Below are 23,335 nucleotides of genomic sequence, written 5' to 3'. Positions count from 1 at the left end.
GAAAGGCGACCGCCCGGCCCCCAGGAGGGAGCCGGGCGGCGCCGCGCGAAGGGCCGGGCGGGTCAGCGGCGGTGGCCGACGACCTTGACCCAGTCCGTGGCCTCCACCGGGTCGAGGCGGCGCGAGCCCTCGAAGACCGCGCGCCACGTGCCCGAGGTGTAGGCCGGGACCCTGGTGTGGAAGGAGCCGTCACGACCGGTCGTGACCGTCTCGACGTGCTCCCAGTCCCCGCCGCGGTCCGAGCGGAAGAGGATCACGATCCGCTTCCAGCCGAGCCGGTGCCACGACTCCGACTCCTTGCAGTAGTCGGCGTGGTGGACGGAGACGAAGCCGCTGATGTAGTCCTCCTCGCACTCCACCGAGAGCCTGCCGTCCAGCGAGAGGCTCCTGCCCTGCCAGACGGGCTCGGGGCCCGCGTCGAACCGGAGCGCGGTGTGGCCGCCGTCGACGTCCGGGTCCGCCAGCGCGGGGGCGGCGGCCGCCCCCACCATGGTGACGCCCAGAGCGGCCGCCGCCAGGCCGGCGGCGAGTCGTCGCATCATTGGGTGAAATTCCTTCCCCGTGTGGAACGCGCGCCCGGACGGGCACACGTCATCGCGATTGACGCGACGCGGTAAAGGAAAGTTGCGATCCGCCGATCACAATCATGCAACGACTCTTCATTTCATAGCCCGAAATATGCCTTCCTCGGGCCATTTATCGTGCTATTCGGCTATTTGGTGGATTTTCGAGAGGATCGGGGCGTAGCGGGAGGTCCCCTCGTAGCGCAGGCGCCAAAAGCCGCCGGTACGGCCCGCCACCGACGTGGTGAAGGCGCCGGTCTCCCCCGTGGTGGCCTCGGCCACCTCCTCCCACGTGTCACTGCCCTCGGGCCGCCAGAGGACGTCGACCGGCTGCGCGGCGAACGGGGCGTAGTCGGCCAGGCCCCGCGGTCCCACGCGGGTCAGCGAGCCGGTGAACCGCACGGCCGAGCCGTCCGGGGCGGATGCCACGCGCACGGCGTCCAGCCTGGTCTCGCGGCGCAGCTGGAACGTGGTGTACTTCGTCGCCGTGGACCCGTCGGCGCCGACGGCGGTCGCGGTGATCGTCCACGTGCCGGCCGGATAGGTGCGGTTCAGCGCCTTGTCCGGCAGGAAGCGCCACGTCTGCCAGTCGCCGTCGAACCGCATCCAGCCCGGCGTCGGGCGCCAGGACACCGTCGCGTCGCCCTTGTCGCGCCCCGCGTCCCGGCCTGCGGCGGAGCCCCGCTTGTGGTCGCGCTCCGGGGAGCGCGGCGCCAGGCGGGCCGCGCCGTGGATCTCACGGGCCGTGCCGGGCGACGCGGACGAGGAGTGGTCGTGGGACACCACCACGCCCGGCTGGTGGTCGCGCGTGGGCAGCAGCGGACGGCCCGCCGGCCGGATGGCGTGGCCGGACGGCATCGGCGCGCCCAGGTCGTCGAAGGCCACCGCGGGCGCCACGGCGGGTGAGCCGGCGGGCGGCGTCCGGTCCTGCGTCCCGGGTCCTGAGGCGGCTGATCCGGGCCTGCCCGTGCCGGGAGCGGCGGGGCGGGGAGCCGGAGCGGCCGGGCGGGGCGCCTGGGCGGCGGGCTCGCCGGGGGCGGCGGCTCCCGTGGCCGGGGAAGTCCCGTCGGAAGAGCCGGGAGCGCCGGGGGCCGACTGGGGCGGTGCGCCGGGCTCGACCTTGACGCTCACCCCGTTCCTTCCCTTGACGTCCTTGGCCACGACGTCGATCACCATGCGGACGGAGTCTCCGGCGCCGACGACGGGAGACGCCGGCCGCAGGTTGATCTCGCGGATGGTCGGGACACGGGCGGCGCGCGCGGCGGCGGCGAGCCCAGGGCCGGAGGCGGAGGCGGAGGTGGAGGTGGAGGCGACCCCGGCGGGACTCGCGGCCCCGGGCAGGGTCGTGGCGGCGGAGGACGCCGGCGCGGGCACCGTGAGGGCCCCCGCCGCGAGCGAGACGAGAACGAGTCTTCTGGTCATGATCCAGACCGTAGGAAGCGCCCGGTCATGGCAGTGACCACGACACACGCCCCGGAGGGCAAAGACTCGTCAGCCGGAGTACAGCTCCTCGATCAGGTCCGCGTACTTGGCGTGGATGACCCGCCGCTTCAGCTTCAGGCTGGGCGTCAGCTCCTCGGTCTCGGCCGTCCATTCGGCGCCGAGCAGCGCCCACCGCTTGACCTGCTGGACCCGGGCGAGCCGCTGGTTGGCGGCGGCGACGGCGGTCTCGACCTCCTTGAGCACGTCGGGGTGGGCGGCCAGCTCGGCGAGGGTGCCCTCGATGCCGCGGGCCCGGGCCCAGCCGGGCGCCATGTCCGCGTCGAGGGTGAGGAGGGCGACCGGGTAGGGGCGATTGTCGCCGTAGGCCAGGGCCTGGCCGACGAGGGGGTGCTCCTTGAGGTGGTTCTCGATCGCGGCGGGCGAGATGTTCTCGCCGCCGGAGGTGATGATGAGCTCCTTCTTGCGGTCCACGACCCGGTAGAAGCCGTCGTCGTCGACCGTGCCGATGTCGCCGGTGTGCAGCCAGCCGCCGGCGTCGACGAGCGCGGCGGTGCCGTCGGGCCGGTTGAGGTAGCCGCGGGTGTTGAGGGGGCTGCGGGTGAGGATCTCGCCGTCCTCGGCGATGCGCACCTCGACGCCGGGCTCGGCCCGGCCGACGGTGCCGAGCCGGTAGCAGCCGGGGCCGTTGCCGGTGAACGCGCCGGTCGTCTCCGTCATGCCGTACACGTCGATGACCTTGAGGCCGAGACCGGCGTAGAAGCGCTGCACCTCGGCGGGCAGCGGCGCGGCGCCGGTGGCGGTCCACTCCGCGCGGTCGAACCCGATGAGCGCGCGCACTCCGGCCAGCAGCTCCGCGTCGGCGCGCTCGTAGGCGGCGCGGACCTCCGGGGTGACGGTGTGGCCGTGCTGCCCCGCCTCGACGTAGGCGAGGCCCGCCGCCATGGCCCGCCGCACCGCCTCCTGGCGCTCCTCGGGCTGGGCGGAGAGCACGGCGAGCAGGCGGGCCATCATCTTCTCCCACACGCGGGGCACGCCGAAGAACAGCATCGGCCGCACCTGCCCGAGCGTGGCGCCGAGCTGGGCCAGGTCGGTGCAGAAGTGCACGTGCGACGCCTTCACCAGCGGCAGGTAGAGGCTGAGGACCCGCTCGGCGATGTGCGCGTACGTCAGGTAGGAGACCTGGGTGCCGCGCTCCGGCAGCCGGGCCATGCGGTCGGTGGCCGCGACCTCGTACAGCACGTTGCGGTGGGTGAGCGGCACGCCCTTGGGCGTGCCGGTGGTGCCCGAGGTGTAGAGGACGGTCACCACGTCCTCGGCGGTGACGGCGCGCAGGCGGGCCTCGGCGGCCTCCGGATCGGCGGCCAGCGCGGAGCGGCCGAGCGCGAGCAGGTCGTCCCACGCCATGAACCGGTCGCCGGCCGGCGCCCCCTCCAGCAGGATGACCTTCCGCAGGCCGGGCAGCTCGTCGAGCACGGGCTGCCAGCGCGCGAGGTCGTCGGGGCCGCCCAGCACGGCGTAGGCCGCGCCGGCGTCGGCGGCGGCGAACGCGATCTGGCCGGGCGCGAACGTGGAGTAGATCGTGCACCCGACGCCGCCCGCGTGGACGGCGCCCAGGTCGGCCAGCACGTGCTCGCTGCGGTTGACCATCATGAGCGCGACCGTCTCACCGGGCCGCAGGCCGAGCGCGGCGAACCCGGCGGCGATCTCCAGCACCCGCAGCCGCGCCTCGGCGTAGGTGAGCGTGACCCAGCCGCCTCCGGCCGGATCCGAATAGGCGGGAGCGCCGGGATGCCGCTCGGCCGCCGTCCTGAGCTGGTCGCAGATGGTACGGCCGGCGATCAGCTCGTCGATCTCCGCCCGCACGTCGAGGACATCGGCCATGGCAACCGCCTCCGCAGCTGTTCACTTGTCCGCTCACTTGTCCGCGTGGCATGCATCGCACCACACGACCGGGGTAGCGGCAAGGCCTCACCGGTGACGGAGTCCGCTATCACGTAGAGTGATGAATCGACTGCGGAAGAATGCCCGGGGGCGCGCATGAAAACGCACGAACGCACCTTTTTCGGCCATCCGTGGGGGCTGGCCACGCTCTTCGGCACGGAGATGTGGGAGCGGTTCAGCTGGTACGGCCTGCGCGCCATCCTGGCCACCTTCATGGCCGCGTCCCCCGCCCAGCACGGCCTGGGCATGAGCGAGCAGACCGCGACGGCCGTCGTCGGCGTGTACGGCGCGCTCATCTACCTGGTGGCGCTGCCCGGCGGCTGGATCGCCGACCGCATCCTCGGCCCGCGGCGCTCGGTGTTCTGGGGCGGGTTCGTCATCATGTGCGGCCACATCAGCATGGCCGTGCCGGTGACGTCGCCGGTCTTCGTGTGGCTGGGGCTGGGGCTGATCATCGCCGGGACCGGCCTGCTCAAGCCGAACATCTCCGTCATGGTGGGCAAGCTCTACCCGGACGAGGACGACGGCCGCCGCGACGCCGGGTTCTCGCTGTTCTACCTGGGGATCAACCTGGGCGCGTTCTTCGCGCCGATCGTGGTGGGCTGGCTGGCCGACGGCGACCGCTGGCACCTGGGATTCAGCGCCGCGGCCGTCGGCATGGCCCTCGGCCTGGCCCAGTACGTCCTCGGCCGCGGAAACCTGCGCGGCGTCGGCGACCGGCCCGGCATGCCGCTGCCGCCGGAGCACCGCCGGCAGGTGCTGCGGCACGTGGGGCTGGGCACGCTCGGCGTCGTGGCGGCCATGGCGATCTGGGTGGCGACGGGCACGTTCACCATCGACCGGTTCACGGTCGTCGTGACCGTGATCATCCTGGCGGTGCCGGTCGTCTACTTCGGCTACATCCTGCTGGGCAGCCACGACCTGACCGAGGACGAGCGCTCCCGGGTGAAGGCGTACGTGTGGCTGTTCGCCGCCGCGGCGATCTTCTGGATGCTGTACGACCTGGCGCCGAGCAAGCTGCTGTTCTTCGCCGAGAACGACACGGACCTGACGCTGTTCGGGATCCACATCAACGCGGCCACCACCCAGTCCTTCAACCCGCTGTTCATCATGATCTTCGTGCCGGTGTTCGCGGCGCTGTGGGTGAAGCTGGGCACGCGGGTGAGCACGCCGCAGAAGTTCTCCTTCGCGCTGGTCATGGTGGGGCTGAGCTTCCTGGTGATGGCGGTGGCGGCCACGCTCGCCCAGGGCGGCCGGGTGTCGGTGTGGTGGCTGGTGCTGGTCTACCTCATCCAGGTGTTCGGCGAGCTGTCGCTGAGCCCCGTCGGGCTGTCGGTCACCACCAAGCTGGCTCCCCGGGCGTTCAAGGGGCAGATGCTGGGGCTGTGGTTCATCGCGGTCTCGGTGGGCGACGCGGTCGGCGGGCAGACCGGGCGGCTGAGCGGCGTCGTGTCCGAGCCGATGTACTACACGTTGCTGGCGCTGATGGCGATCGTGGCGGGGCTGGCCCTGCTGATGTTCACCCGCAGGCTGCGCCACCTGATGTCCGAGCACCACGAGCCCGCGACGCCGCCGATCCGCTGACTCCGCCCGCCCGTCCCGCCCGCTGAGTCCGCCCGCTGAGCCCGTCCGGGCGGCCCCGCACGCGCCCGCGGGACGGCCGATCCGATAGACATGTGACCGTGCCCGAACTGCTCGACCTGGTGGGAATCTTCGTCTTCGCGCTGTCCGGCGCGCTCATGGGCGTGCGCAAGCGGCTCGACGTCGTGGGGATGGCGGTGCTCGCCGAGATGACGGCGCTGGGCGGGGGCGTGGTGCGCGACCTCATCCTGAACGTGCGGCCGATCGCGTTCCAGAGCGTGGGGTACGTGCTGGTGCCACTGGCGGCCACGGTGATCGTGTTCTTCTGGCACCCGCACGTGGCGCGGCTGATGCCGGCGATCCTGGTGTTCGACGCGGCCGGACTCGGGCTGTTCTGCGCGGTCGGCACGGTCAAGGCGCTGGACTACGGGTTGAGCCCGCTGCACGCCACCCTGCTCGGCGTCACCACGGCCGTCGGCGGCGGCGTGCTGCGCGATGTGCTGGCACGCGAGATCCCTGCGCTGCTGTACGACCGCCAGCTCTACGCGGTGCCCGCGCTGCTCGGCTCGGCCATGATGGCGGAGCTGTCCACCCTGGGGCTGCACGGCTGGCCGGCCACGCTGGCCTCGGCGCTGGTGGCCTTCGGGCTGCGCGTGGTCGCGATGCGCTACAAGTGGCGCGCTCCGCTGACCCGGGGAGTCACACGCTCCGAGTGAGAGCCGGTCAGACCATCGGGACCAGCGAGTCGGCGGGCCTGTCCCCTCCTGCGGGGCCGTGGTCGCGGGCGGCCACGATGCGCTCCACGGCCTCCTCCAGCACCGCCGGCGGCAGCGTGTACGGCAGGCGCAGGTACCCCTCCAGCGTCCCGTCGACGCCGAACCACGGCCCGGGCGCCAGCCGCACCCCGCGCGTGGCGGCGGCCTCGGCCAGGGTGACGGCCGAGCCGGAGTCGAGCCGTACCCACAGCGTGCCGCCGCCGCGCGGCACCGTGAACTCCCAGGCGGGCAGTCGCTCCCGCAGCGCGGCCACAAGCGTGGCGCGGGAGGCGCGCAGCCCGCGCAGGCGCTCGGCCCTGGTCTCCTCCAGCCGGTCGAACAGGCGGGCCACCACGAGCTGCTCCAGCACCGGGCTGGCGATGTCGACGGCGGCCCGGTGCACGGCCAGCCGGCGGATCAGCGCGGCGCTGGCGCGCAGCCAGCCGATGCGCAGCCCGCCCCACCACAGCTTCGAGGCGGAGCCGATGCTGATCATCCGGTTGTCGGAGTCGAAGGCGCCCATGGGCGCGACGGTCCCGCTCCTGACAGCCGTGTGAGGGGCGGGCTCGGACGGGTCGGGCTCGGACGGGTCGGGCTCGGACAGGTCCAGCTCGGCCCAGGTCTCGTCGATGAGGATCGTGGTGTCGGTGCGCCGGGCCGCGCCGGCGACGGCGGCGCGGGTGGCGTCGTCCATGAGCGCGCCGGTGGGGTTCTGGAAGTCGGGCATGAGGTACGCCACCCGGGCCGCCGACTGGCGCAGCGCGCAGGCGACCAGGTCGGCCTGCCAGCCCTCGTGGGAGATGCCGACCGGGACGATCCGGGCGCCGCACCGGCGGGCCGCGTCGATGGCGTGCGGGTAGGTGGGCGACTCGACGAGCACGGGGTCGCCGGGCCCGGCCAGCAGGCTCATGGCGAGGTGGAGGGCGTGCTGGGAGCCGGTGGTGACGAGGATCTGCTCGGGCCGGGTGGCCAGCCCGCGCGCGGTGTAGCGGGCGGCGACGCGCTCGCGCAGCACGGCCAGGCCCATGGGGTCGTAGCCGTGGCCCATGCCGTACCGGGGCAGGTCCTCGACGGCCTCGGCCATCGCCTCGCGCAGCGCGGACGGCGCGGGCGGGGCGGCGGCGTGGAGCTGGATGAGCCCGTCGCGGCCGGTGGACAGCCACGGGTTGTCGTCGGTGGAGGCGGGGTCGGGCAGGGCGGTCCAGCTTCCGGAGCCCTGCCTGCTGTCGAGGTAGCCTCGTTCGCGCAGCAGGTCGTAGGCGGCCGTCACGGTGGTGCGGCTGACGCCCAGGGTGGCGGCGAGGTGCCGCTCGGCGGGCATGCGCACGCGGACGGGGATGCGCCCGTCGAGGATGAGCGCGCGCACGGCGTCGGCGAGCGCCCGGTAGTACGGGCGGGCCTCCGGCGGCACGTCGGCGAGCCGGGCCACCTGCGCCGCTCCCACATATCTCATCAGGCCACTTTTGATGATTGGCCCTGTTTTGGCAAGGGGGTGGCCTGCCACTCTGGGTCCACTATGAGCGAAGCGACCGTCCCGCACCTGGGCTCCCTCCCCTCCCGTCTCGTCCGGCTCTACGGCGGCCTGGCCCTGTACGGCCTCGGCGTCGGCCTCCAGGTCCGCTCGGGGCTGGGCAACGACCCGTGGGACGCCTTCCACCAGGGCCTGGCCGGCCGCCTGGGGGTGTCGATCGGCACCGTGATCATCGGGGTCGGCGCGCTGGTGATGCTGCTGTGGATCCCGCTGCGGCAGCGGCCCGGTCTCGGCACCGTCAGCAACGTGATCCTCCTCGGTCTGTTCGCCGACGCCGCGCTCTTCGTGCTGCCCGCCTCCGGCCACTGGGCGTTGAGCTGGCTCTACCTGGGCCTCGCCATCGTGTCGATCGCACTGGCCACCGTGCTCTACATCGGCGCCGGCATGGGTCCCGGACCGCGTGACGGGCTCATGACCGGCCTGGCGCGGCTGGGGGTGTCCCTGCGGCTCGGCCGCTTCCTCATCGAGATCGCCGTGCTGGCCGTGGGCTGGCTGCTCGGCGGCACCGTCGGCATCGGCACGCTGGTGTTCGCGCTCGCGATCGGGCCGCTGACCCAGCTGTTCGCCCGCCGCTTCCCCCTGACGTGATCGCGCGGCAGGGCCCGTCACGACGCGACGTGATCGGACCCGGCCGCGTGATCACCCTCCGGCCGAGTAGCGTCAAGGCATGCGGATCGAGGACTACGCGCTGATCGGAGACATGCAGTCGGCCGCCCTGGTGGGCAGGGACGGCTCGATCGACTGGCTCTGCCTGCCCAGATTCGACTCCCCGGCCTGTTTCGCGGCGCTGCTCGGCGGCGACCGCAACGGCCACTGGTGGATCGGCCCGCCCGGCAGGCAGCCCGCCACCCGCCGCCGCTACCGCCCCGACACGCTGATCCTGGAGAGCGAGTGGGACACCCCCACGGGCACCGTCCGGGTCATCGACTTCATGCCGCCCCGTGACCGCAACCCCGACGTGGTGCGGATCGTGGAGGGCGTCTCCGGCACGGTGGAGGTGGCCACGCAGTTGCGGGTGCGCTTCGACTACGGCCGGATCGTCCCGTGGGTGCGCCGTACCGACGGGCACCTCCAGGCCGTCGGCGGGCCCGACTCCGCCTGGCTGCACTCCCCCGTCCCCCTCAAGGGCGGCGACTACGCCCACCGCGCCACCTTCCACGTCAAGGCGGGCCAGCGGCTGCCGTTCGTGTTCACCTGGCATCCGTCGCACGAGCCGATGCCCGAGCAGATCCACGCCGAGGCCCAGCTCGCCGAGACCGAGGCCCTGTGGAAGGAGTGGGTGGAGACCTGCACCCACCAGGGCCCCTGGCGCGAGGCCGTGGTGCGCTCCCTCATCACCCTCAAGGCACTCACGTACGCCCCCACCGGCGGCATCGTCGCCTCCCCCACGACGTCCCTGCCGGAGGACCTCGGCGGGGTGCGCAACTGGGACTACCGCTTCTGCTGGCTGCGCGACGCCACGATGACGCTGGAGGCGCTCATCAACAACGGCTACCTCGGCGAGGCCGCCGAGTGGCGGGCCTGGCTGCTGCGCGCGATCGCCGGCCGGCCGCAGGACCTCCAGATCATGTACGGCGTGGCGGGCGAGCGGCGGCTGCCGGAGATGCAGCTCGACTGGCTCGACGGCTACGAGGGCTCCCGGCCCGTCCGCATCGGCAACGACGCCGTCAACCAGCTCCAGCTCGACGTGTACGGCGAGGTGATGAACGCCCTCTACCTGGCCGGCGCCTCCGGGCTCACGGCCGACCAGCGGGCCTGGTCCATCCAGCGGCAGCTCCTGGACTACGTCGAGGAGCACTGGGACGAGCCCGACGAGGGCCTGTGGGAGGTGCGCGGCCCCCGCCGGCACTTCACCCACTCCAAGGTCATGTGCTGGGTGGCCCTGGACCGGGCGGTCAAGTACGTCGAGCGGTACGGCCGGCTCGGCCCCGCCGACAAGTGGCGGAGCATCCGGGACCGCATCCACGCCGAGGTGTGCGAGCACGCCTTCGACGCCAGGCGCAACACCTTCACGCAGTCCTACGGCTCCAGCGAGCTGGACGCGTCGCTGCTGCTGATGCCCATGGTCGGCTTCCTGCCGGCGGACGACCCGCGCATGGTGGGCACCGTGGCAGCCATCGAGAAGGAGCTCATGGCCGACGGCTTCGTGCTGCGCTACCCCGTGGCCGAGGACAACGCGGTGGACGGCCTGCCCGGCGGCGAGGGCGCGTTCCTGGCGTGCAGCTTCTGGCTGGTCGAGGTGATGGCGTTGCAGGGGCGCAGGGACGAGGCGAAGGAGCTGTTCGAGCGGCTGCTGGCGCTGCGCAACGACGTGGGGCTGCTGGCGGAGGAGTACGACCCCCGCTACGGCCGCCTGGTGGGCAACTTCCCGCAGGCGTTCAGCCACGTGCCGCTGATCCACGCGGCCCGCGCGCTGTCGGAGAGCGACCGCACCCCCAAGCTGGGCCGCGACACCTGAGCCGGGCGCCCCGCTCAGGCGGCGAGGCGGGCCAGGACGCGGGCGAAGTCGGGCGGCGGGGCGACGACCAGTCTCGTCTGGCCGCCCCGCAGCTCGATGTCGGCCCGGATGAGCGTCAACCGCCCGCCGTGCCACCAGTAGACCTGCGGGCTGAGCCCGCCGGTGCGGGCGGCGTGGACGCGCAGCCGCTCGATGGCGCGCACCACGCCGATCCCGTTCACCGGATGGACGAGCAGCGTGTACGGGTCGGGCAGCACGGCGAGCGCGCCGTGGGCGGGCACCGGAAGGTAGTCGCCGAGCCAGCGCAGGTGCGTGGCCGCCGACGGCGTGGGCCCGGTCAGCCGGACGACGGCCGTGCCGGACAGCTCGACGGCCTCCACCGTCAGCCTCTCGCCGCGCCGGACGTTGGCGACGGCCAGCTCCAGGGCCTCGGCCGTGGGCAGGGGCCAGCAGCCGGCCTCCTCGGGCAGCACCGGGCGGTCCCCGACGGTGAGCAGCTCCACCAGGTCGCCGTTGAGGTGCCGGCCGACCACGCGGGCCGGGTCGGGCACCTCGTCCACCGCTTCGACGCGGGTGCGCAGCAGCGGCGCCGCCTGTTCGAAGTCGCACACGTCCACCCGGTCCCCCGCGGCGCCGACGGCTCGTGCCAGGTGCTCGGAGACGAGGGTCGGCCAGTCCTCGCGCGGGCGGCGGCCCGCCTCGCGGCGCAGCCCGGCCAGCCGGACGAGGATCTCGCCTTCGCGCGGCCGGCGGGGAGCCGGGAGACCGAGGGTGAGCGAGCCGCCGTCGGCGGCGAAGACGCAGGTGAAGCCGAGAGTCTCGGCGACGAGTGCGAGCAGGGAGTCGAGGTCGACGTCCTCGACCGCCCTGCGCGGGGGTTTCCGGCCACGTTTGAAGAACGTCACGTGCCGTGTCCCATCATGTCCGTTTCATCCCGATATGTATCTCCTACCTTGCCTGCTCCCCACTGCGGAGCGGCCCAGCCAGCGAGCACGATTCGGTATCGATAACGGCCGGGGCTCCAAGCCACACACTCAGCTGTGGTGATCCGTGTCCAACCGGCAGGCCCGCCAGGACCGGCACCCCGAGCGGCAGCAGCCGGTCACGCAGCACCGGAGCGGGGTCGCCGCAGTCCACCCACGAGCCGAGCACGAGGCCCCGGACGCCGTCGAAGGCGCCCGCCTGAAGGAGCTGGGTGAGCATCCGGTCGATCCGGTACGGCTCCTCGCCGATGTCCTCCAGAAGGACGATCTTCCCGTCGAACGACGGGTGGTGGCGGGTGCCGCACATCGAGGCCAGCAGCGACAGGTTGCCCCCGGCCAGCACGCCCTCGGCCCGGCCCGGGGCCAGCGCCCGGTCGCCGGTGACCGGGGGCGCCTGCCCGGTCAGGGCCGCCCGCAGGTGCTCCCACGACACCGGCTCGGGGGCGTCACCGCCGGCGATCGTGTCGCAGGCCGGCATCGGGCCGTGCAGGGTCGGCACGCCCAGCTCGGCCGCGAACACGTGGTGCAGCGCGGTGATGTCGCTGGAGCCGACCAGCGTCTTCGGGCCGGCCGCCCGCATCGCGTCCCAGTCGATCAGGCCGAGCAGCCGCGCCGCCCCGTACCCGCCCCTGGCGCAGAACACCGCCGTGACGGCCGGATCGCACCAGGCGGCCTGCAGGTCGGCGGCGCGGTCCGCGTCCGAGCCGGCCAGGTACGGCAGCTCCTGCCGGTCGAGGACCCGCCCGCCGGCCACGACCTTCAGCCCCAGCCCCTCCAGCCGCTCGACTCCGCGCTTCAGCAGCGCGGCGTCCGGCGGCCCCGACGGCGCCACGACGGCGACGGTGTCCCCGGGCCGGATCGGGGTGATCTGTCCGTCAGGCCGCGACGGCCCGTTCCCTGGCTCGTTCCCTGGCTCGTTCACGGGGAAAACGGTGTCACACTTGCATCTCGTATGCGACTTCCGCCCCACATCCTCGTGGTCAACGGCATCAAGGTCCGCCGGCCGGTCTTCCTGCTCGGAGCGCCGCATTCCGGCACGGACCTGCTCGGCCGCGCCCTGAAACGGTCACCGGGATTCCACGTGACCATGGGCCGGACCGGCGTGGCCCATGTCCTGTACGCCTTCGCCCGCAAGCCGTCCCTCGGCGAGAGCTCCGGCGCCGTGCGGGTGCTGCGTGACGCGCTCGCCGAGTCGTGGCAGGTGCTGCCCGGCTCGTGCCGCCAGTGCGGCGAGGCGTGCCGCGACGCGGGCGGCGTCACCGGCGCCGGTCCCTGCGTCTCGACGGGGGACGTCACCCGCTTCGGCGACGCGAGCCCCGACCTGATCTACAGCGCGGCCACACTGCTGCGGGCCTTCCCCGACGCCCGGTTCGTGCAGATCGTCCGCGACGGCCGTGACGTGGTGGCCGACATGCTGGCCGACCCGGCGTGCCTGGCCTGGTTCAAGCCGGCGATGCTGTCGGAGGGAACCGAGTTCCCCAACGCGTTCCTCGGCGTCAACCGCGACGAGCACCTCGACAAGTGGAAGGGCATGCCGGTCGCCGGCAAGAGCGCCCTGCGCTGGCGCAGCGCCGTGCGCCTCAGCGCCACGCTCCGCCGCGACCTGCCCGAGGACCAGCTCCTGACGCTGCGCTACGAGGACCTGGCGCTCAGGCCCGCCCAGGCGGCGGCCTCGGTCGCGGACTTCCTCGGCACGCGCGTCTCCAAGGTCGCCCTGTACGGCGGCCCCTCGGAGCCGGGCTCCCGCCGCTCCCGGCTGCGGCCCGACGACCTCGCGCTGGTGGAGAAGGTCGCCCGGCAGGAGCTCACGACGCTGGGCTACCTGACGAGTTGAACTGCGTGCGGTGCAGCTCCGCGTAGAGGCCGCGGCGTGCCAGCAGCTCGTCGTGGGTGCCCCGCTCGGCGATCCGCCCGTCCTGGACCACGAGGATCTCGTCGGCCTCGCGGATCGTGGACAGCCGGTGGGCGATGACCAGCGAGGTGCGGCCCGCCAGGGCGGTCTTCAGCGCCTGCTGCACGGCCGCCTCCGACTCCGAGTCGAGGTGCGCCGTGGCCTCGTCGAGGACGACGACGCGCGGCGCCTTCAGCAGCAGCCGCGCCAGCGCCAGCCGCTGCTTCTCGCCGCCCGACAGCCGGTGGCCGCGGTCGCCGACGACCGTGTCGAGCCCGTCGGGCAGGCCCTCCACCAGCTCGCCGATCTGCGCGGCGCGCAGCGCCTCCCACAGCTCCTCGTCGCTCGCGCCGGGCCGGGCGTACCGCAGGTTGGCGCCGATCGTGTCGTGGAACAGGTGGGGGTCCTGGGCCACCACGCCGACGGTGTCGCGCAGCGAGGCGAGCGTGGCCTCGCGCACGTCGAGCCCGTTGAGCCGGACCGCGCCCTCGCTCACGTCGTAGAGCCGGGACACCAGGGAGGTGATCGTGGTCTTGCCCGCTCCGGACGGGCCGACCAGCGCCACGAGCCGGCCCGGCCTGCCGGTGAACGACACGCCCTTGAGCACGGGGTGCGAGGGGGCGGTGTCCTGCCGGGCCACCGACTCCAGCGAGGCCAGCGACACCTCCTCGGCCGCCGGGTAACGGAAGTGGACGTCGTCGAACTCGATCGTCACCGGCCCGTCGGGCACCGGCCGGGCGTCGGGCCGCTCGGCCACCATGGGCTTCAGGTCGAGGATCTCGAAGACCCGGTCGAAGCTGACCAGCGCCGTCATCACGTCCACGTGCACGTTCGACAGCGACGTCAGCGGGCCGTACAGGCGCATGAGCAGGGCGGCCAGGGCGACCAGCGTGCCCAGCTCGAACACGTCGCCGATGGCCAGCACGCCGCCGATGCCGTACACCAGGGCGGTCGCCAGGGCCGCGACCAGGCCGAGCGCCACCCGGAACACGGTGCCGTACATGCCGACCGTGACGCCGACGTCGCGCACCCGGGCCGCGCGCCCGCCGAACATCGCGGCGTCGTCCTCGGGCCGGCCGTAGAGCTTGGCGAGCATCGCGCCGGCCACGTTGAAGCGCTCGGTGGTGACGGAGCTCATCTCGGCGTCGAGCCGCATCTGCTCGCGCGTCAGCGCCGACATGCGCCGGCCCACCCACTTGGCCGGGATCACGAAGATCGGCAGCAGCACCAGGGCGACCAGCGTCACCTGCCACGACAGCACGAGCATGGCGCCCAGCACGAGCACCAGGCTGATCACGTTGGACACGACGGACGACAGGGTGCTGGTCAGGGCGCGCTGGGCGCCGATGACGTCGGTGTTGAGCCGCGAGACGAGCGCACCGGTCTGCGCCCGCATGAAGAAGGCGACCGGCATGCGCTGCACGTGGTCGAACACCTCGGTGCGCAGGTCGTAGATCAGCCCCTCGCCGAGCCGGGCCGAGAACCACCGCTGCGCCAGCGTGAGCCCGGCGTCGAGGAGCGCGAGCGCCCCGATCGCCAGCGCCAGCCCCACCACGACGTCGGTGCGGCGGGGCAGGATGCCGTCGTCGATGATCGCCTTCATCAGCAGCGGGTTGGCCACCACGACGACCGCGCCCGCCATCACCAGCAGCAGGAACGCGGTGATCTGCCGGGTGTACGGCCGGGCGTAGCCCGCGATGCGCCGCACGGTGCCGGGCGTGAGCCGCTGCTTGGTGACCGACTCGTCGCGGCGCAGCGACGCCATCAACTGGGGGCCGAAGCCCCCTCCCATCATCGCCATCCGGGGCCCTCCTCCCCGGTATGAGCGCCGCCGGGACGCCCGGTGATTCCCGGCTCCGCTCAGCGCGAAACCCGTCCGGGGGTCAAGGTTGAGAGGAGAACAGCGCGCGGAGGCGTTCGGCCTGCTCGGCGCCCTCGGCCGCGCACTGCTCCTCCAGGGTGCGCGAGCGCGCTCCCTGGAGGAGTCGCTTGGTCGCCGCCGCCGCGTCCCGGTTGGTCGAGAGCAGCCCGGCGATCTTGTCGTGTACGGCCCGGTCCAGGCCGTCGCGGGCGACGACCTGCTCGGCGAGCCCGATCCGCTGGGCCTCGTCGGCCTCCACGGTCCGGGCGGTCAGGCAGATGTCGATCGCCTTGGCCAGGCCCACCAGCTCGACCAGCGGCTTGGTCCCGGTCAGATCGGGGACCAGCCCCAGGGCGGGCTCCTTCATGCAGAACTTGACGTCGTCGGCCACGATCCGCAGGTCGCAGGCGAGCGCGAGCTGGAAACCCGCGCCGATCGCGTGACCCTGCACGGCCGCGATGGAAACGATCTCGGGGCGGCGCAGCCACAGGAACCCCCGCTGTGCCTGCCGCAACCGCTGCTCGAACGCCGCGGCCCCGAGCCGCGCCGTCGAACTGAACGAGCCCTGTCCGGGCACCCCCTCTGGTGTGAACATCCGCAGGTCGATGCCTGCCGAGAAGGACGGTCCCTCACCTCTCACAACGACGACGCGCACCCGGTCCGGTAGGTCATCACCGATTCGGGCCAACGCTGACCAGGTCGCGAACGTCTGAGCGTTCCGCTTGTCCGGCCGGTCCAGCGTGATCGTCGCGATCTCACCGTCCACCTCGAAGCGCAGTCCCGTCTCCGCCGGATCCTCGGTGAACACGTTGTCCGCGTTCCCCCCGCGCTGCTGTGGCGCCTTCGCTTCCGCCATCGCCCGCTCCCTCTTCGCCACTGAACCGTCGCGCCCGAGCTTACAGAATGAGATTCTGGGCCCGGGCGCGGCGGCTGGCTGACTAGGGACGAGCGGCTGCGGTCGCACGTTCCGAGGCGGCCGTCAGCGCTTGGACTTGCCTCGGGTCGCCCCGCCGCGCCCGCGCAGAGTCACACCGGACTCGCTCAGGATGCGGTGGATGAACCCGTAGGACCGACCGGTCGAAGCGGCGAGCGCACGGATGCTCTCACCCGCGGCGTAGCGCTTCTTGAGATCGCCGGCCAGCTTTTCACGGTCGGCCCCGGTGACCCGGGTGCCCTTCTTCAGTGTCTCGGCCACGAGTACCTCCTGTAGTGCCGGACTTCCGCAGCGTTACTCCGCCATGATCAGTCATTTCAGCGGGATCGGCTACCTACTCCATGGGAAAAGATCCGTACCCGCCCAAATTAAGATCAGGCAAGTGCCACAAGATCGGAAAATTCGGCGCTCCATGCGTCTTCAGTTCCGTCCGGTAGCAAGATCACCCTATCCGGTGACAGGGCGTCAACGGCACCCTCGTCGTGGGTCACGAGGACGATTGCTCCTGAATACGACCTCAGAGCGTTGAGAACCTGCTCGCGGCTGACCGGATCGAGGTTGTTCGTTGGCTCGTCGAGGAGGAGGACATTGGCGCTGGAGAGGACCAGCATGGCCAGCGCGAGGCGGGTCTTCTCGCCGCCGGACAGCACGCCCGCCGGCTTGTCGGAGTCGTCGCCGCTGAACAGGAAGGAGCCGAGCACCTTGCGCAGCTCGGTGTCGGTGAACTCGCCGCCGGCCGAGCGCATGTTCTCCAGGATCGTGCGCTCGCCGTCGAGCGTCTCGTGCTCCTGGGCGTAGTAACCGATCTTGAGGCCGTGGCCGGGGCGGACCTCGCCCGTGTCGGGCTTCTCGATGCCGCCCAGAATCCGCAGCAGCGTGGTCTTGCCCGCGCCGTTGAGCCCGAGGATGACGACCCGGTGACCTCGGTCGATGGCCACGCTGACGTCGGTGAAGACCTCCAGCGAGCCGTACGACTTGGACAGGCCCTCGGCGGTGAGCGGGGTGCGCCCGCACGGCTGCGGCTGCGGGAAGCGCAGGCGGGCCACCTTGTCGCTCTGGCGCTCCTCCTCGGTGCCGGCCAGCAGCCGGTGGGCGCGCCGCATCATGTCCTGCGCGGCCTTGGCCTTGGTGGCCTTGGCGCGCATCTTGTCGGCCTGGGCGAGCAGGGCTCCGGCCTGCTTCTCGGCGTTGGCCCGCTCGCGCTTGCGCCGCTTCTCGTCGGTCTCGCGCTGGGCCAGGTAGGCCTTCCAGCCGACGTTGTAGTGGTCGATGACACAGCGGTTTGCGTCGAGGTGCAGGACCTTGTTGACCGTGGCTTCAAGAAGACCGACGTCATGGCTGATGATCGCCAAGCCGCCCTGATGGGAACGCAAAAAATCACGAAGCCACCCGATTGAGTCCGCATCTAGGTGGTTTGTCGGCTCGTCAAGAAGGAGAGTTTCCGCACCGCTGAAAAGAATGCGCGCCAATTCCACGCGCCTGCGCTGTCCGCCGGAAAGCGTTTCCAGCGGTTGCCCGAGGACGCGGTCCGGCAGACCGAGACTGGAGGCGATCGAGGCGGCCTCCGCCTCGGCCGCGTAGCCGCCGAGGACGTGCATCTGGTCCTCCAGCCGGCCGTAGCGGCGCACCGCCTTCTCGCGGGTCTTGTCGTCGGCGGAGGACATGCCGAGCTCGGCCTCGCGCAGCTTGCGCAGCACCTCGTCGAGCCCGCGGGCGGACAGGATGCGGTCGCGGGCGAGCACCTGCAGATCGCCGGTGCGGGGGTCCTGCGGCAGGTAGCCGACGCTGCCGCTCGTGGTGACCGTCCCGGAGGCGGGCAGCGCCTCTCCGGCCAGGACCTTGGTCAGCGTGGTCTTACCCGCGCCGTTGCGGCCCACCAGGCCGATCTTGTCGCCCGGGTTGACCCGGAAGGAGGCGCTTTCGATGAGCAGGCGCGCGCCGGCGCGCAGCTCGATGTCATTGGCAATGATCATGGTTGACGGAACACTCCCGAGCTAGGAAACGAGGGATGGGGTGTGCGGCGGCCGCGTGCGCCGTGCCGTCAATCGGGAGTGTGCATACCGATCAGTGTAGGCCCCTGAGCTGGAGTCCCACCTCCCGTTATCGCCCTGCTCGTCACCTGTGTCCCGCCGCTCCCTCCCCTACCGCCGGGACGCCTCCTCCGGGTTCTCCTTCTCGCCGGGAGCCTGCTCCGGGAGGTGGTCGCCGATGAGCGCGAGATTCTGGATGGCCGCCAGGCCGTACTGGGCGGCGTCGTTGGTCGAGACGAACGGCGCCTCCTCGACGGCGGCGAGCACGCCCGGCCCCTCCACGCGGGTCAGCCGCCAGTGCGGCTCGCGCTGCAGCTCGTTGCGGTTGAGCTGGTCGTCCTCGTCCAGGTAGAACTTGCGCCAGGCCCGCGCCGCCTGCGCCGCGTCGCCCGTGCGGGCCGCCGCGTACGCGGTGAGCCGGCTGTGCGCCTGCACCAGCGAGATGCCGCGCAGCGGCTCCCCCACCTCGGCGGCCTGCTCCGCGGCGGGCGCCAGGTAGAGCCGGCAGTAGTCCAGCCAGGCCCGCTCGAAGCCCGGCACGTCCAGGTCGAGCGCGATCAGCTCGGAGCACATCTCCGGCAGGCCGAACACCGACGACAGGTGCGAGACCATGATCGCGTCGCGGGAGGCGTCGAAGCGCCCCGTGGCCAGGTCGAGCCGGGCCTCGCCGGTCAGGAACCCCTGCGGCAGCGCCCCGATGCCGGCCATCGTGCCGAGCAGCCGGTCACGCGCCCGCTCGTCGCCGTGCCGCTCCCAGCGGGTCAGCCAGGCCGCCGCGAGCGCGCCCCAGTCGGTGCCGAGCCCGACCGACAACGCCGACGGGTCCGGCGTGTAGACGTCCTCGCGCACCTTGCGCTGCGGGTCGATCGCCACGAACGTCGCCTCCGGCTCGGACAGCTCGTCGAGCAGGTCGCCGGCGCGCTCGTCGGCGGTCAGGTAGTAGAAGAAGCGCCGGTAGGCGGCGTTGGAGATGCGCAGCTGCTTGCAGCTGCACCCCCAGTGCTGCACGTTGTGCCGGCTGCCCAGCCCCTTCCAGCGGCCCAGGTGGTAGACGTCGACCTCGCCGGTGTGGCGGGTCATCGCCTCGGCGAAGCGGAAGACGTCGGCCCGCCCGGTGCGCAGGAACTGGTACCACAGCCACAGGTCGGGCGACAGCTCCGAGTTGTCCCAGGCGTAGCCGCCCACGTCGTAGCGCCAGGTGTGCCGGTCGGCGTCGTAGGTGTGCATGACGTCGCCGTAGTCCCAGAAGCCGTACCAGCGGCGCTGCTCCCGCTCCCGCGTGTACAGGTCGAACAGGAAGTCCAGCCGGTCCTCGATCGCGGCGCGGGCCGGGGTCGAGCGGTCCGGCAGCGCCCAGTCGCCGAACACGCCCGCCGCGCGGATCCGCGCGGGCGGGGCCGTCAGCAGCGCGGGGTCGTTCATGGCCGCGGCGTGCGCGGCCAGCGCCTCCGCCGGGGGCGTGGCCTCGTGGACGCGCAGGGTCAGCTCATGGGTGCGGGCGACGCCGTGGGCGTCGCCGAAGCCCGGCTCGTGGTCCTCGTAGGTGATCTCCAGCCCTTCGAGCTGCTCGGCGTACGTGTCCTGGCCCATGCCGTCGTGCCAGAACCGCAGGTCCATGGCCGGGGCGGACGGCGACCACAGCCACACCGTCGCCGTGGCGAGGTCCGTGGCCGCGCCGCGCACGTCCAGCCGCGTCGGGTGCAGCCGCCAGAAGTCGCGCAGCCCGAACCCGAGCCCGCCGCTCACCCCGCCCACGTAGCCGTAGCCGGCCGAGCGGGTGCCCGAGGGAATCGTCACCCAGGCGTGGCCCTCGCCGGTGCGCTTGCGCAGCGTGAAGCCGTCGGCGGAGGTCTGGTCGAGGGTGTAGTCGTTCCAGGCCGGGATGAGGTGCAGGCGGCCGGCCACCTCCGGGTTGCCGATCGGGCCGCACGGCCGGCCCTCGACCTGCGCCCGCCGCACGACCTCGCCCGGGTCGCGGCGCAGCCCGGTCAGCCCGCGCACGGCCTCGGTGAGGAACCCGTCCGGCCCGGCCAGCCGTACGTGCCGGTCGTGGAGCTCGTCGCGCATGACGACATCGGCGCGCAGGCCGAGCCCGGCCAGGAAGTCCCGCTCGGGGTCGCCGTCCCAGACGAACGTGTGGACCACGCGGACGTCCTCGGCCCCGGCGTAGAAGTACAGCCGCACGCTGAACGGCAGCCGCGCGCCGCCGTCTCCTCCCACCGTGCTTCCCAGCGGGCCTCCCGCCGTGACTCCCAGCGGGCCTCCCACCGTGACTCCCGGCGTGCGGACGTGGTGGCCCTCCAGCCGGACGACCGCGCGGACCGGGCCGTCCTGCTCGACGGTGACGCGGGTGACGTGACCGGTCGCCTCGGCTCTCGTGAGCGTGCCGGCGTCGTCTGGCGTGGGCCCGTCCTGGTGCAGGCTGACCAGGCGGACGTCGCGGACGATCTCCTGGGAGCCGCGCTCCACCGAGCGCGCGAGCGTGGCGCCCGACTCCTCGATCGTCCAGGTCACGACGCCCGTGCTCACGCGCAGCACGCCGTCCCCGCGCGTCACGGTGACGGGCGAGGAGGGGGCGGCCGGGCCGCGGCCGGGCTCCAGCCGGTACGTCGCGGCGGGCTCCGCCTGCGGGGCGACGGCGTGCGCCGACCACTTCACCGAGCCGTCCGGCCAGGTCGCGGTCACCCAGCTCTGCACCGGGACCTCGCGGCCCTGCGGATCGGCCAGGGCGAACGCCGCGCCCGGCTCCACCGTGCCGCGCGACCAGGGGACTCCCCAGGTCACCCCCTGCTCCGCGGGTCGGTCCAGCCAGCGCAGCACGGTCATGCGATCTCCTTCAGTCGCTCGGCGACGATGGCGGCCACCTCGTCGGCACCGCGGAAGCAGAAGTGGGTGTCGTCGGCCACCCCGTCCGGGTAAAGGGGGTGCCGGCCGGGCGGTAAATGGGTGAACAGCGCCTTCGACCCCTCCGGGCCGAGGCGCTCGTACAGCTCGGTGGTGGCGGCCGTCAGGTCGATCAGCGGCACGTCCCGCTCGGCGGCGAGCGCGCGGACCCGGTCCGGGTAGTCGCCGTGCGTCGGCGCCAGCCGGTCCCCCACGAACCGGCGGCGCTGCACGGGCGTGCACAGCACCGGCAGGGCGCCCGCGCTGCGCGCCTCCTCGACGAAGGCGCGCAGGTTGTCGCGGTACGGCAGCTCGGGCTCCTTCTGGTCGTTGTGCCCGAACTGGATCACCACGAGGTCGCCCGGAGCCGCCTCCAGCAGGAGCGCGGCCCACAGGCCCTCGGCCCGGTGGCCGGCCGTGGTGGCCCCGCCCTTGGCGAAGTTGCGCACCGGCCCGCCGACGTGGCCCCCGAGCTGCGCTCCCCACCCGGACATGGGCGCCTCGACGGCCGGGCACGAGGCCACCGTCGAGTCGCCCGCCAGCAGCACGGCGCGGGTCACTCCTTGACGCCCCCGATCAGCACGCCCTTGGCGAAGTGCTTCTGCAGGAACGGGTAGAAGAACAGGATCGGCAGCGTCGCGATGACGACGACCGCGAACTTCAGCCCCTGCTCCGGCGGCACCCAGGTCCGGTCCATCTGGGCCAGGGCGTTGGCGGCGTCGGTGCTGGTGAGCTGGCGCACCAGTATCTGCAGCGTCCACTTGCTCGGGTCGTTGATATAGAGCAGCGGCGACATGTAGTCGTTCCAGATGCCCACCGCGTAGAACAGCGAGAACGTCGCGATGATCGGCTTGGAGAGCGGGAGAACGATCTTGAAGAAGACGCCCATCTCGTTGGCGCCGTCGATGCGCGCCGCCTCCTCGAGCGCCTGGGGCAGCTCCTGGAAGAAGCTCTTCACGATGATCAGGTAGAACGGGTTGATCGCCAGCGGCAGGATCAGCGCCCAGTAGCTGTCCAGCAGCCCCAGGTCGCGCACCACGAGGTAGGTGGGGATCATGCCGCCGGAGAAGACGAGCGTGAAGATGACCAGGTTCAGCACCAGCGCCCGGCCCGGCAAATACCGCTTGGCCAGCGGATAGGCCATGGTGAGCGTCAGCAGCAGCTGGATCACCGTGCCCACCGCCGTCACCACGACGGTCGTCAGCAGGGCGCGGACGAAGGTGTCCGTGGCGAAGATGTAGCGGTACGACTCCGTGACGAACTTCTCCGGCCACAGGAAGAACGGCCGTGAGGAGATCTCCGCCTCGCCGGCGAACGACCCGGCCAGGACGTAGAGCAGCGGCAGGATGGTGATCATCGCCACGCCGGCCAGCATGGCGATGTTGACCACGTCGAACACGCGGCTGCCCGTGGTGCTGTAGTCGTCCGCGAGCTTCTTGGTGTTGGTCTGCATGCCAGGCTCCTCAGAAGAGTCCACGCTGGCCGAGGCGCTTGGCCAGCCAGTTGGAGCCGAAGATCAGGATGACGCCGGCCACGCCCTTGAACAGGCCGACGGCAGTGGAGTAACTGATCGCGCCCTGGGTGATGCCGGTGTAGTAGACGTAGGTGTCGAACACGTCCGCCACCGAGCGGTTCAGCGACGTGGTCATCAGCCAGATCTGCTCGAAGCCCGAGTCGAGCAGGTTGCCGGAGGCGAGGATGGCCATGACGACGACCGTGGGCCGGATGGCGGGCAGGGTGACATGCCAGAGCTGCTTGAAGCGTCCCGCGCCGTCCATGCGCGCCGCCTCGTACAGCTGCGGGTCCACGCCGGCGAGCGCCGCCAGGTAGATGATCGTGCCCCAGCCGGTCTGCTTCCACAGCTGCTGCAGGATGATCAGCGGCCGGAACCAGTCCTCCTGCGCCATGTAGTCGATCTTCGAGGTGTCGCCCGCGATGTCGCGGATCCATCCGGAGATGACGCCGAAGTCCGCCGCGAACAGCACGTACGTCAGCGAGGCGACGATCGTCCAGGACAGGAAGTGCGGAATGTAGATCAGCGACTGGACCGAGCGCTTGAGGATGTTGATCCGCAGCTCGTTCAGCAGCAGCGCGACGATGATCGGCGCCGGGAAGACGACGACGATGTGCAGCAGCGCCAGGAGGAGCGTGTTGAACATCAGCCGGCCGAAGTCGGGGCCGGCGAACAGCTCCTCGAAGTGCTTGAACCCGACCCATGGACTGCCCGAGTAGCCGAGGAACGGCAGGAAGTCCTGGAACGCGATCGTCACGCCGTACATCGGCAGGTACTTGAAGAGCGCGAAGTAGAGGACGCCCGGCAGGAGCATCAGGTAGAGCCAGCGGTAGCGCACGAACGCGGTGCGCAACCCCAGCCTATGGCGTCGGTGCCCGGGTGTGCTCGCCGCCCTCGTGGGAGGCGGCGCCAGGTCGGTGGCCACAGCGGCCTCCTTTCAGATGAGGGACCCGGGCAGTTCCCCGGGT

At 72.2% G+C, this 23,335-nt stretch carries 19 protein-coding genes; 5 read left to right on the top strand and 14 right to left on the bottom strand.

Annotated elements, in window-relative coordinates:
• Positions 1-62 precede the first annotated feature (62 nt).
• The 3 genes from MTP10_RS11050 to MTP10_RS11040 all read right to left on the bottom strand — a co-directional run bounded on the left by MTP10_RS11050 (position 63) and on the right by MTP10_RS11040 (position 3,887).
• Positions 63-542, bottom strand: a complete 480-nt coding sequence (locus MTP10_RS11050; protein WP_310708980.1) for a hypothetical protein — start codon at positions 540-542, stop codon at positions 63-65.
• Positions 543-704: 162 nt separating this feature from the next.
• On the bottom strand, positions 705-1,985 hold the full coding sequence (locus MTP10_RS11045) for a hypothetical protein (protein WP_310708979.1): 1,281 nt from the start codon (positions 1,983-1,985) through the stop codon (positions 705-707).
• Positions 1,986-2,054: 69 nt separating this feature from the next.
• Entirely contained in the window at positions 2,055-3,887 is a 1,833-nt protein-coding gene (locus MTP10_RS11040; protein ID WP_310708978.1) for an AMP-dependent synthetase/ligase, read from the bottom strand.
• Positions 3,888-4,043: 156 nt separating this feature from the next.
• On the opposite strand from MTP10_RS11040, the gene MTP10_RS11035 reads away from it, so the two are divergent.
• Together MTP10_RS11035 and MTP10_RS11030 are read left to right on the top strand one after the other, a co-directional pair.
• A complete protein-coding gene (locus MTP10_RS11035; protein ID WP_310708977.1) occupies positions 4,044-5,531 on the top strand; it encodes a peptide MFS transporter in 1,488 nt (495 codons plus the stop codon).
• Between the two features lie 92 nt (positions 5,532-5,623).
• Positions 5,624-6,244 (top strand): trimeric intracellular cation channel family protein, encoded by a 621-nt coding sequence (locus MTP10_RS11030; RefSeq protein WP_310708976.1) that lies wholly within the window; start codon positions 5,624-5,626, stop codon positions 6,242-6,244.
• Between the two features lie 7 nt (positions 6,245-6,251).
• On the opposite strand, the gene MTP10_RS11025 is transcribed toward MTP10_RS11030, so the two are convergent.
• Complete coding sequence (locus MTP10_RS11025; protein ID WP_310708975.1) at positions 6,252-7,736, bottom strand: PLP-dependent aminotransferase family protein; 1,485 nt, start codon at positions 7,734-7,736, stop codon at positions 6,252-6,254.
• A gap of 63 nt (positions 7,737-7,799) precedes the next feature.
• Between MTP10_RS11025 and MTP10_RS11020 the strand changes: the two genes are divergently transcribed.
• Both MTP10_RS11020 and MTP10_RS11015 read left to right on the top strand, forming a co-directional pair.
• A complete protein-coding gene (locus tag MTP10_RS11020; RefSeq protein WP_310708974.1) occupies positions 7,800-8,402 on the top strand; it encodes a hypothetical protein in 603 nt (200 codons plus the stop codon).
• A 79-nt stretch (positions 8,403-8,481) separates the two neighbouring features.
• On the top strand, positions 8,482-10,272 hold the full coding sequence (locus tag MTP10_RS11015) for a glycoside hydrolase family 15 protein (RefSeq protein WP_310708973.1): 1,791 nt from the start codon (positions 8,482-8,484) through the stop codon (positions 10,270-10,272).
• A 14-nt stretch (positions 10,273-10,286) separates the two neighbouring features.
• Here the strand turns inward: MTP10_RS11015 and MTP10_RS11010 are convergent, their stop codons facing one another.
• Positions 10,287-11,177, bottom strand: coding sequence for a hypothetical protein (locus tag MTP10_RS11010; RefSeq protein WP_310708972.1), 891 nt, complete (start codon positions 11,175-11,177; stop codon positions 10,287-10,289).
• Positions 11,178-11,220: 43 nt separating this feature from the next.
• The gene (locus tag MTP10_RS11005) at positions 11,221-12,177 is read right to left on the bottom strand and encodes an LD-carboxypeptidase (protein WP_310708971.1); all 957 of its coding nucleotides are present in this window, start codon (positions 12,175-12,177) and stop codon (positions 11,221-11,223) included.
• 30 nt (positions 12,178-12,207) lie between these two features.
• Here MTP10_RS11005 and MTP10_RS11000 point away from each other — a divergent pair, with 30 nt between their 5' ends.
• Complete coding sequence (locus MTP10_RS11000) at positions 12,208-13,089, top strand: sulfotransferase (RefSeq protein WP_310708970.1); 882 nt, start codon at positions 12,208-12,210, stop codon at positions 13,087-13,089.
• Here the strand turns inward: MTP10_RS11000 and MTP10_RS10995 are convergent.
• The 8 genes from MTP10_RS10995 to MTP10_RS10960 form a co-directional block, all read right to left on the bottom strand.
• Entirely contained in the window at positions 13,061-14,947 is a 1,887-nt protein-coding gene (locus MTP10_RS10995) for an ABC transporter ATP-binding protein (protein WP_310708969.1), read from the bottom strand. The genes MTP10_RS11000 and MTP10_RS10995 overlap by 29 nt on opposite strands.
• An 82-nt stretch (positions 14,948-15,029) precedes the next feature.
• Positions 15,030-15,863, bottom strand: a complete 834-nt coding sequence (locus MTP10_RS10990; RefSeq protein WP_310708968.1) for an enoyl-CoA hydratase/isomerase family protein — start codon at positions 15,861-15,863, stop codon at positions 15,030-15,032.
• A 123-nt stretch (positions 15,864-15,986) separates the two neighbouring features.
• Positions 15,987-16,202, bottom strand: coding sequence for a helix-turn-helix domain-containing protein (locus MTP10_RS10985; protein ID WP_020547488.1), 216 nt, complete (start codon positions 16,200-16,202; stop codon positions 15,987-15,989).
• 113 nt (positions 16,203-16,315) lie between these two features.
• On the bottom strand, positions 16,316-17,914 hold the full coding sequence (locus MTP10_RS10980; protein WP_310708967.1) for an ABC-F family ATP-binding cassette domain-containing protein: 1,599 nt from the start codon (positions 17,912-17,914) through the stop codon (positions 16,316-16,318).
• 168 nt (positions 17,915-18,082) lie between these two features.
• On the bottom strand, positions 18,083-20,797 hold the full coding sequence (locus MTP10_RS10975) for a Tat pathway signal sequence domain protein (protein WP_310708966.1): 2,715 nt from the start codon (positions 20,795-20,797) through the stop codon (positions 18,083-18,085).
• Complete coding sequence (locus MTP10_RS10970; RefSeq protein ID WP_310708965.1) at positions 20,794-21,414, bottom strand: rhamnogalacturonan acetylesterase; 621 nt, start codon at positions 21,412-21,414, stop codon at positions 20,794-20,796. The genes MTP10_RS10975 and MTP10_RS10970 overlap by 4 nt, the downstream gene beginning before the upstream one ends.
• The gene (locus tag MTP10_RS10965) at positions 21,411-22,307 is read right to left on the bottom strand and encodes a carbohydrate ABC transporter permease (RefSeq protein ID WP_310708964.1); all 897 of its coding nucleotides are present in this window, start codon (positions 22,305-22,307) and stop codon (positions 21,411-21,413) included. The genes MTP10_RS10970 and MTP10_RS10965 overlap by 4 nt, the downstream gene beginning before the upstream one ends.
• 10 nt (positions 22,308-22,317) lie before the next feature.
• The gene (locus MTP10_RS10960; protein ID WP_310708963.1) at positions 22,318-23,292 is read right to left on the bottom strand and encodes an ABC transporter permease subunit; all 975 of its coding nucleotides are present in this window, start codon (positions 23,290-23,292) and stop codon (positions 22,318-22,320) included.
• Between the last annotated feature and the right edge of the window lie 43 nt (positions 23,293-23,335).

The organism is Nonomuraea sp. 3-1Str, assembly GCF_031570565.1.
Taxonomy (GTDB): domain Bacteria; phylum Actinomycetota; class Actinomycetes; order Streptosporangiales; family Streptosporangiaceae; genus Nonomuraea.
Note: the sequence above shows the minus strand (reverse complement) of the source record. Positions and strands in the feature narration are given on the sequence as shown.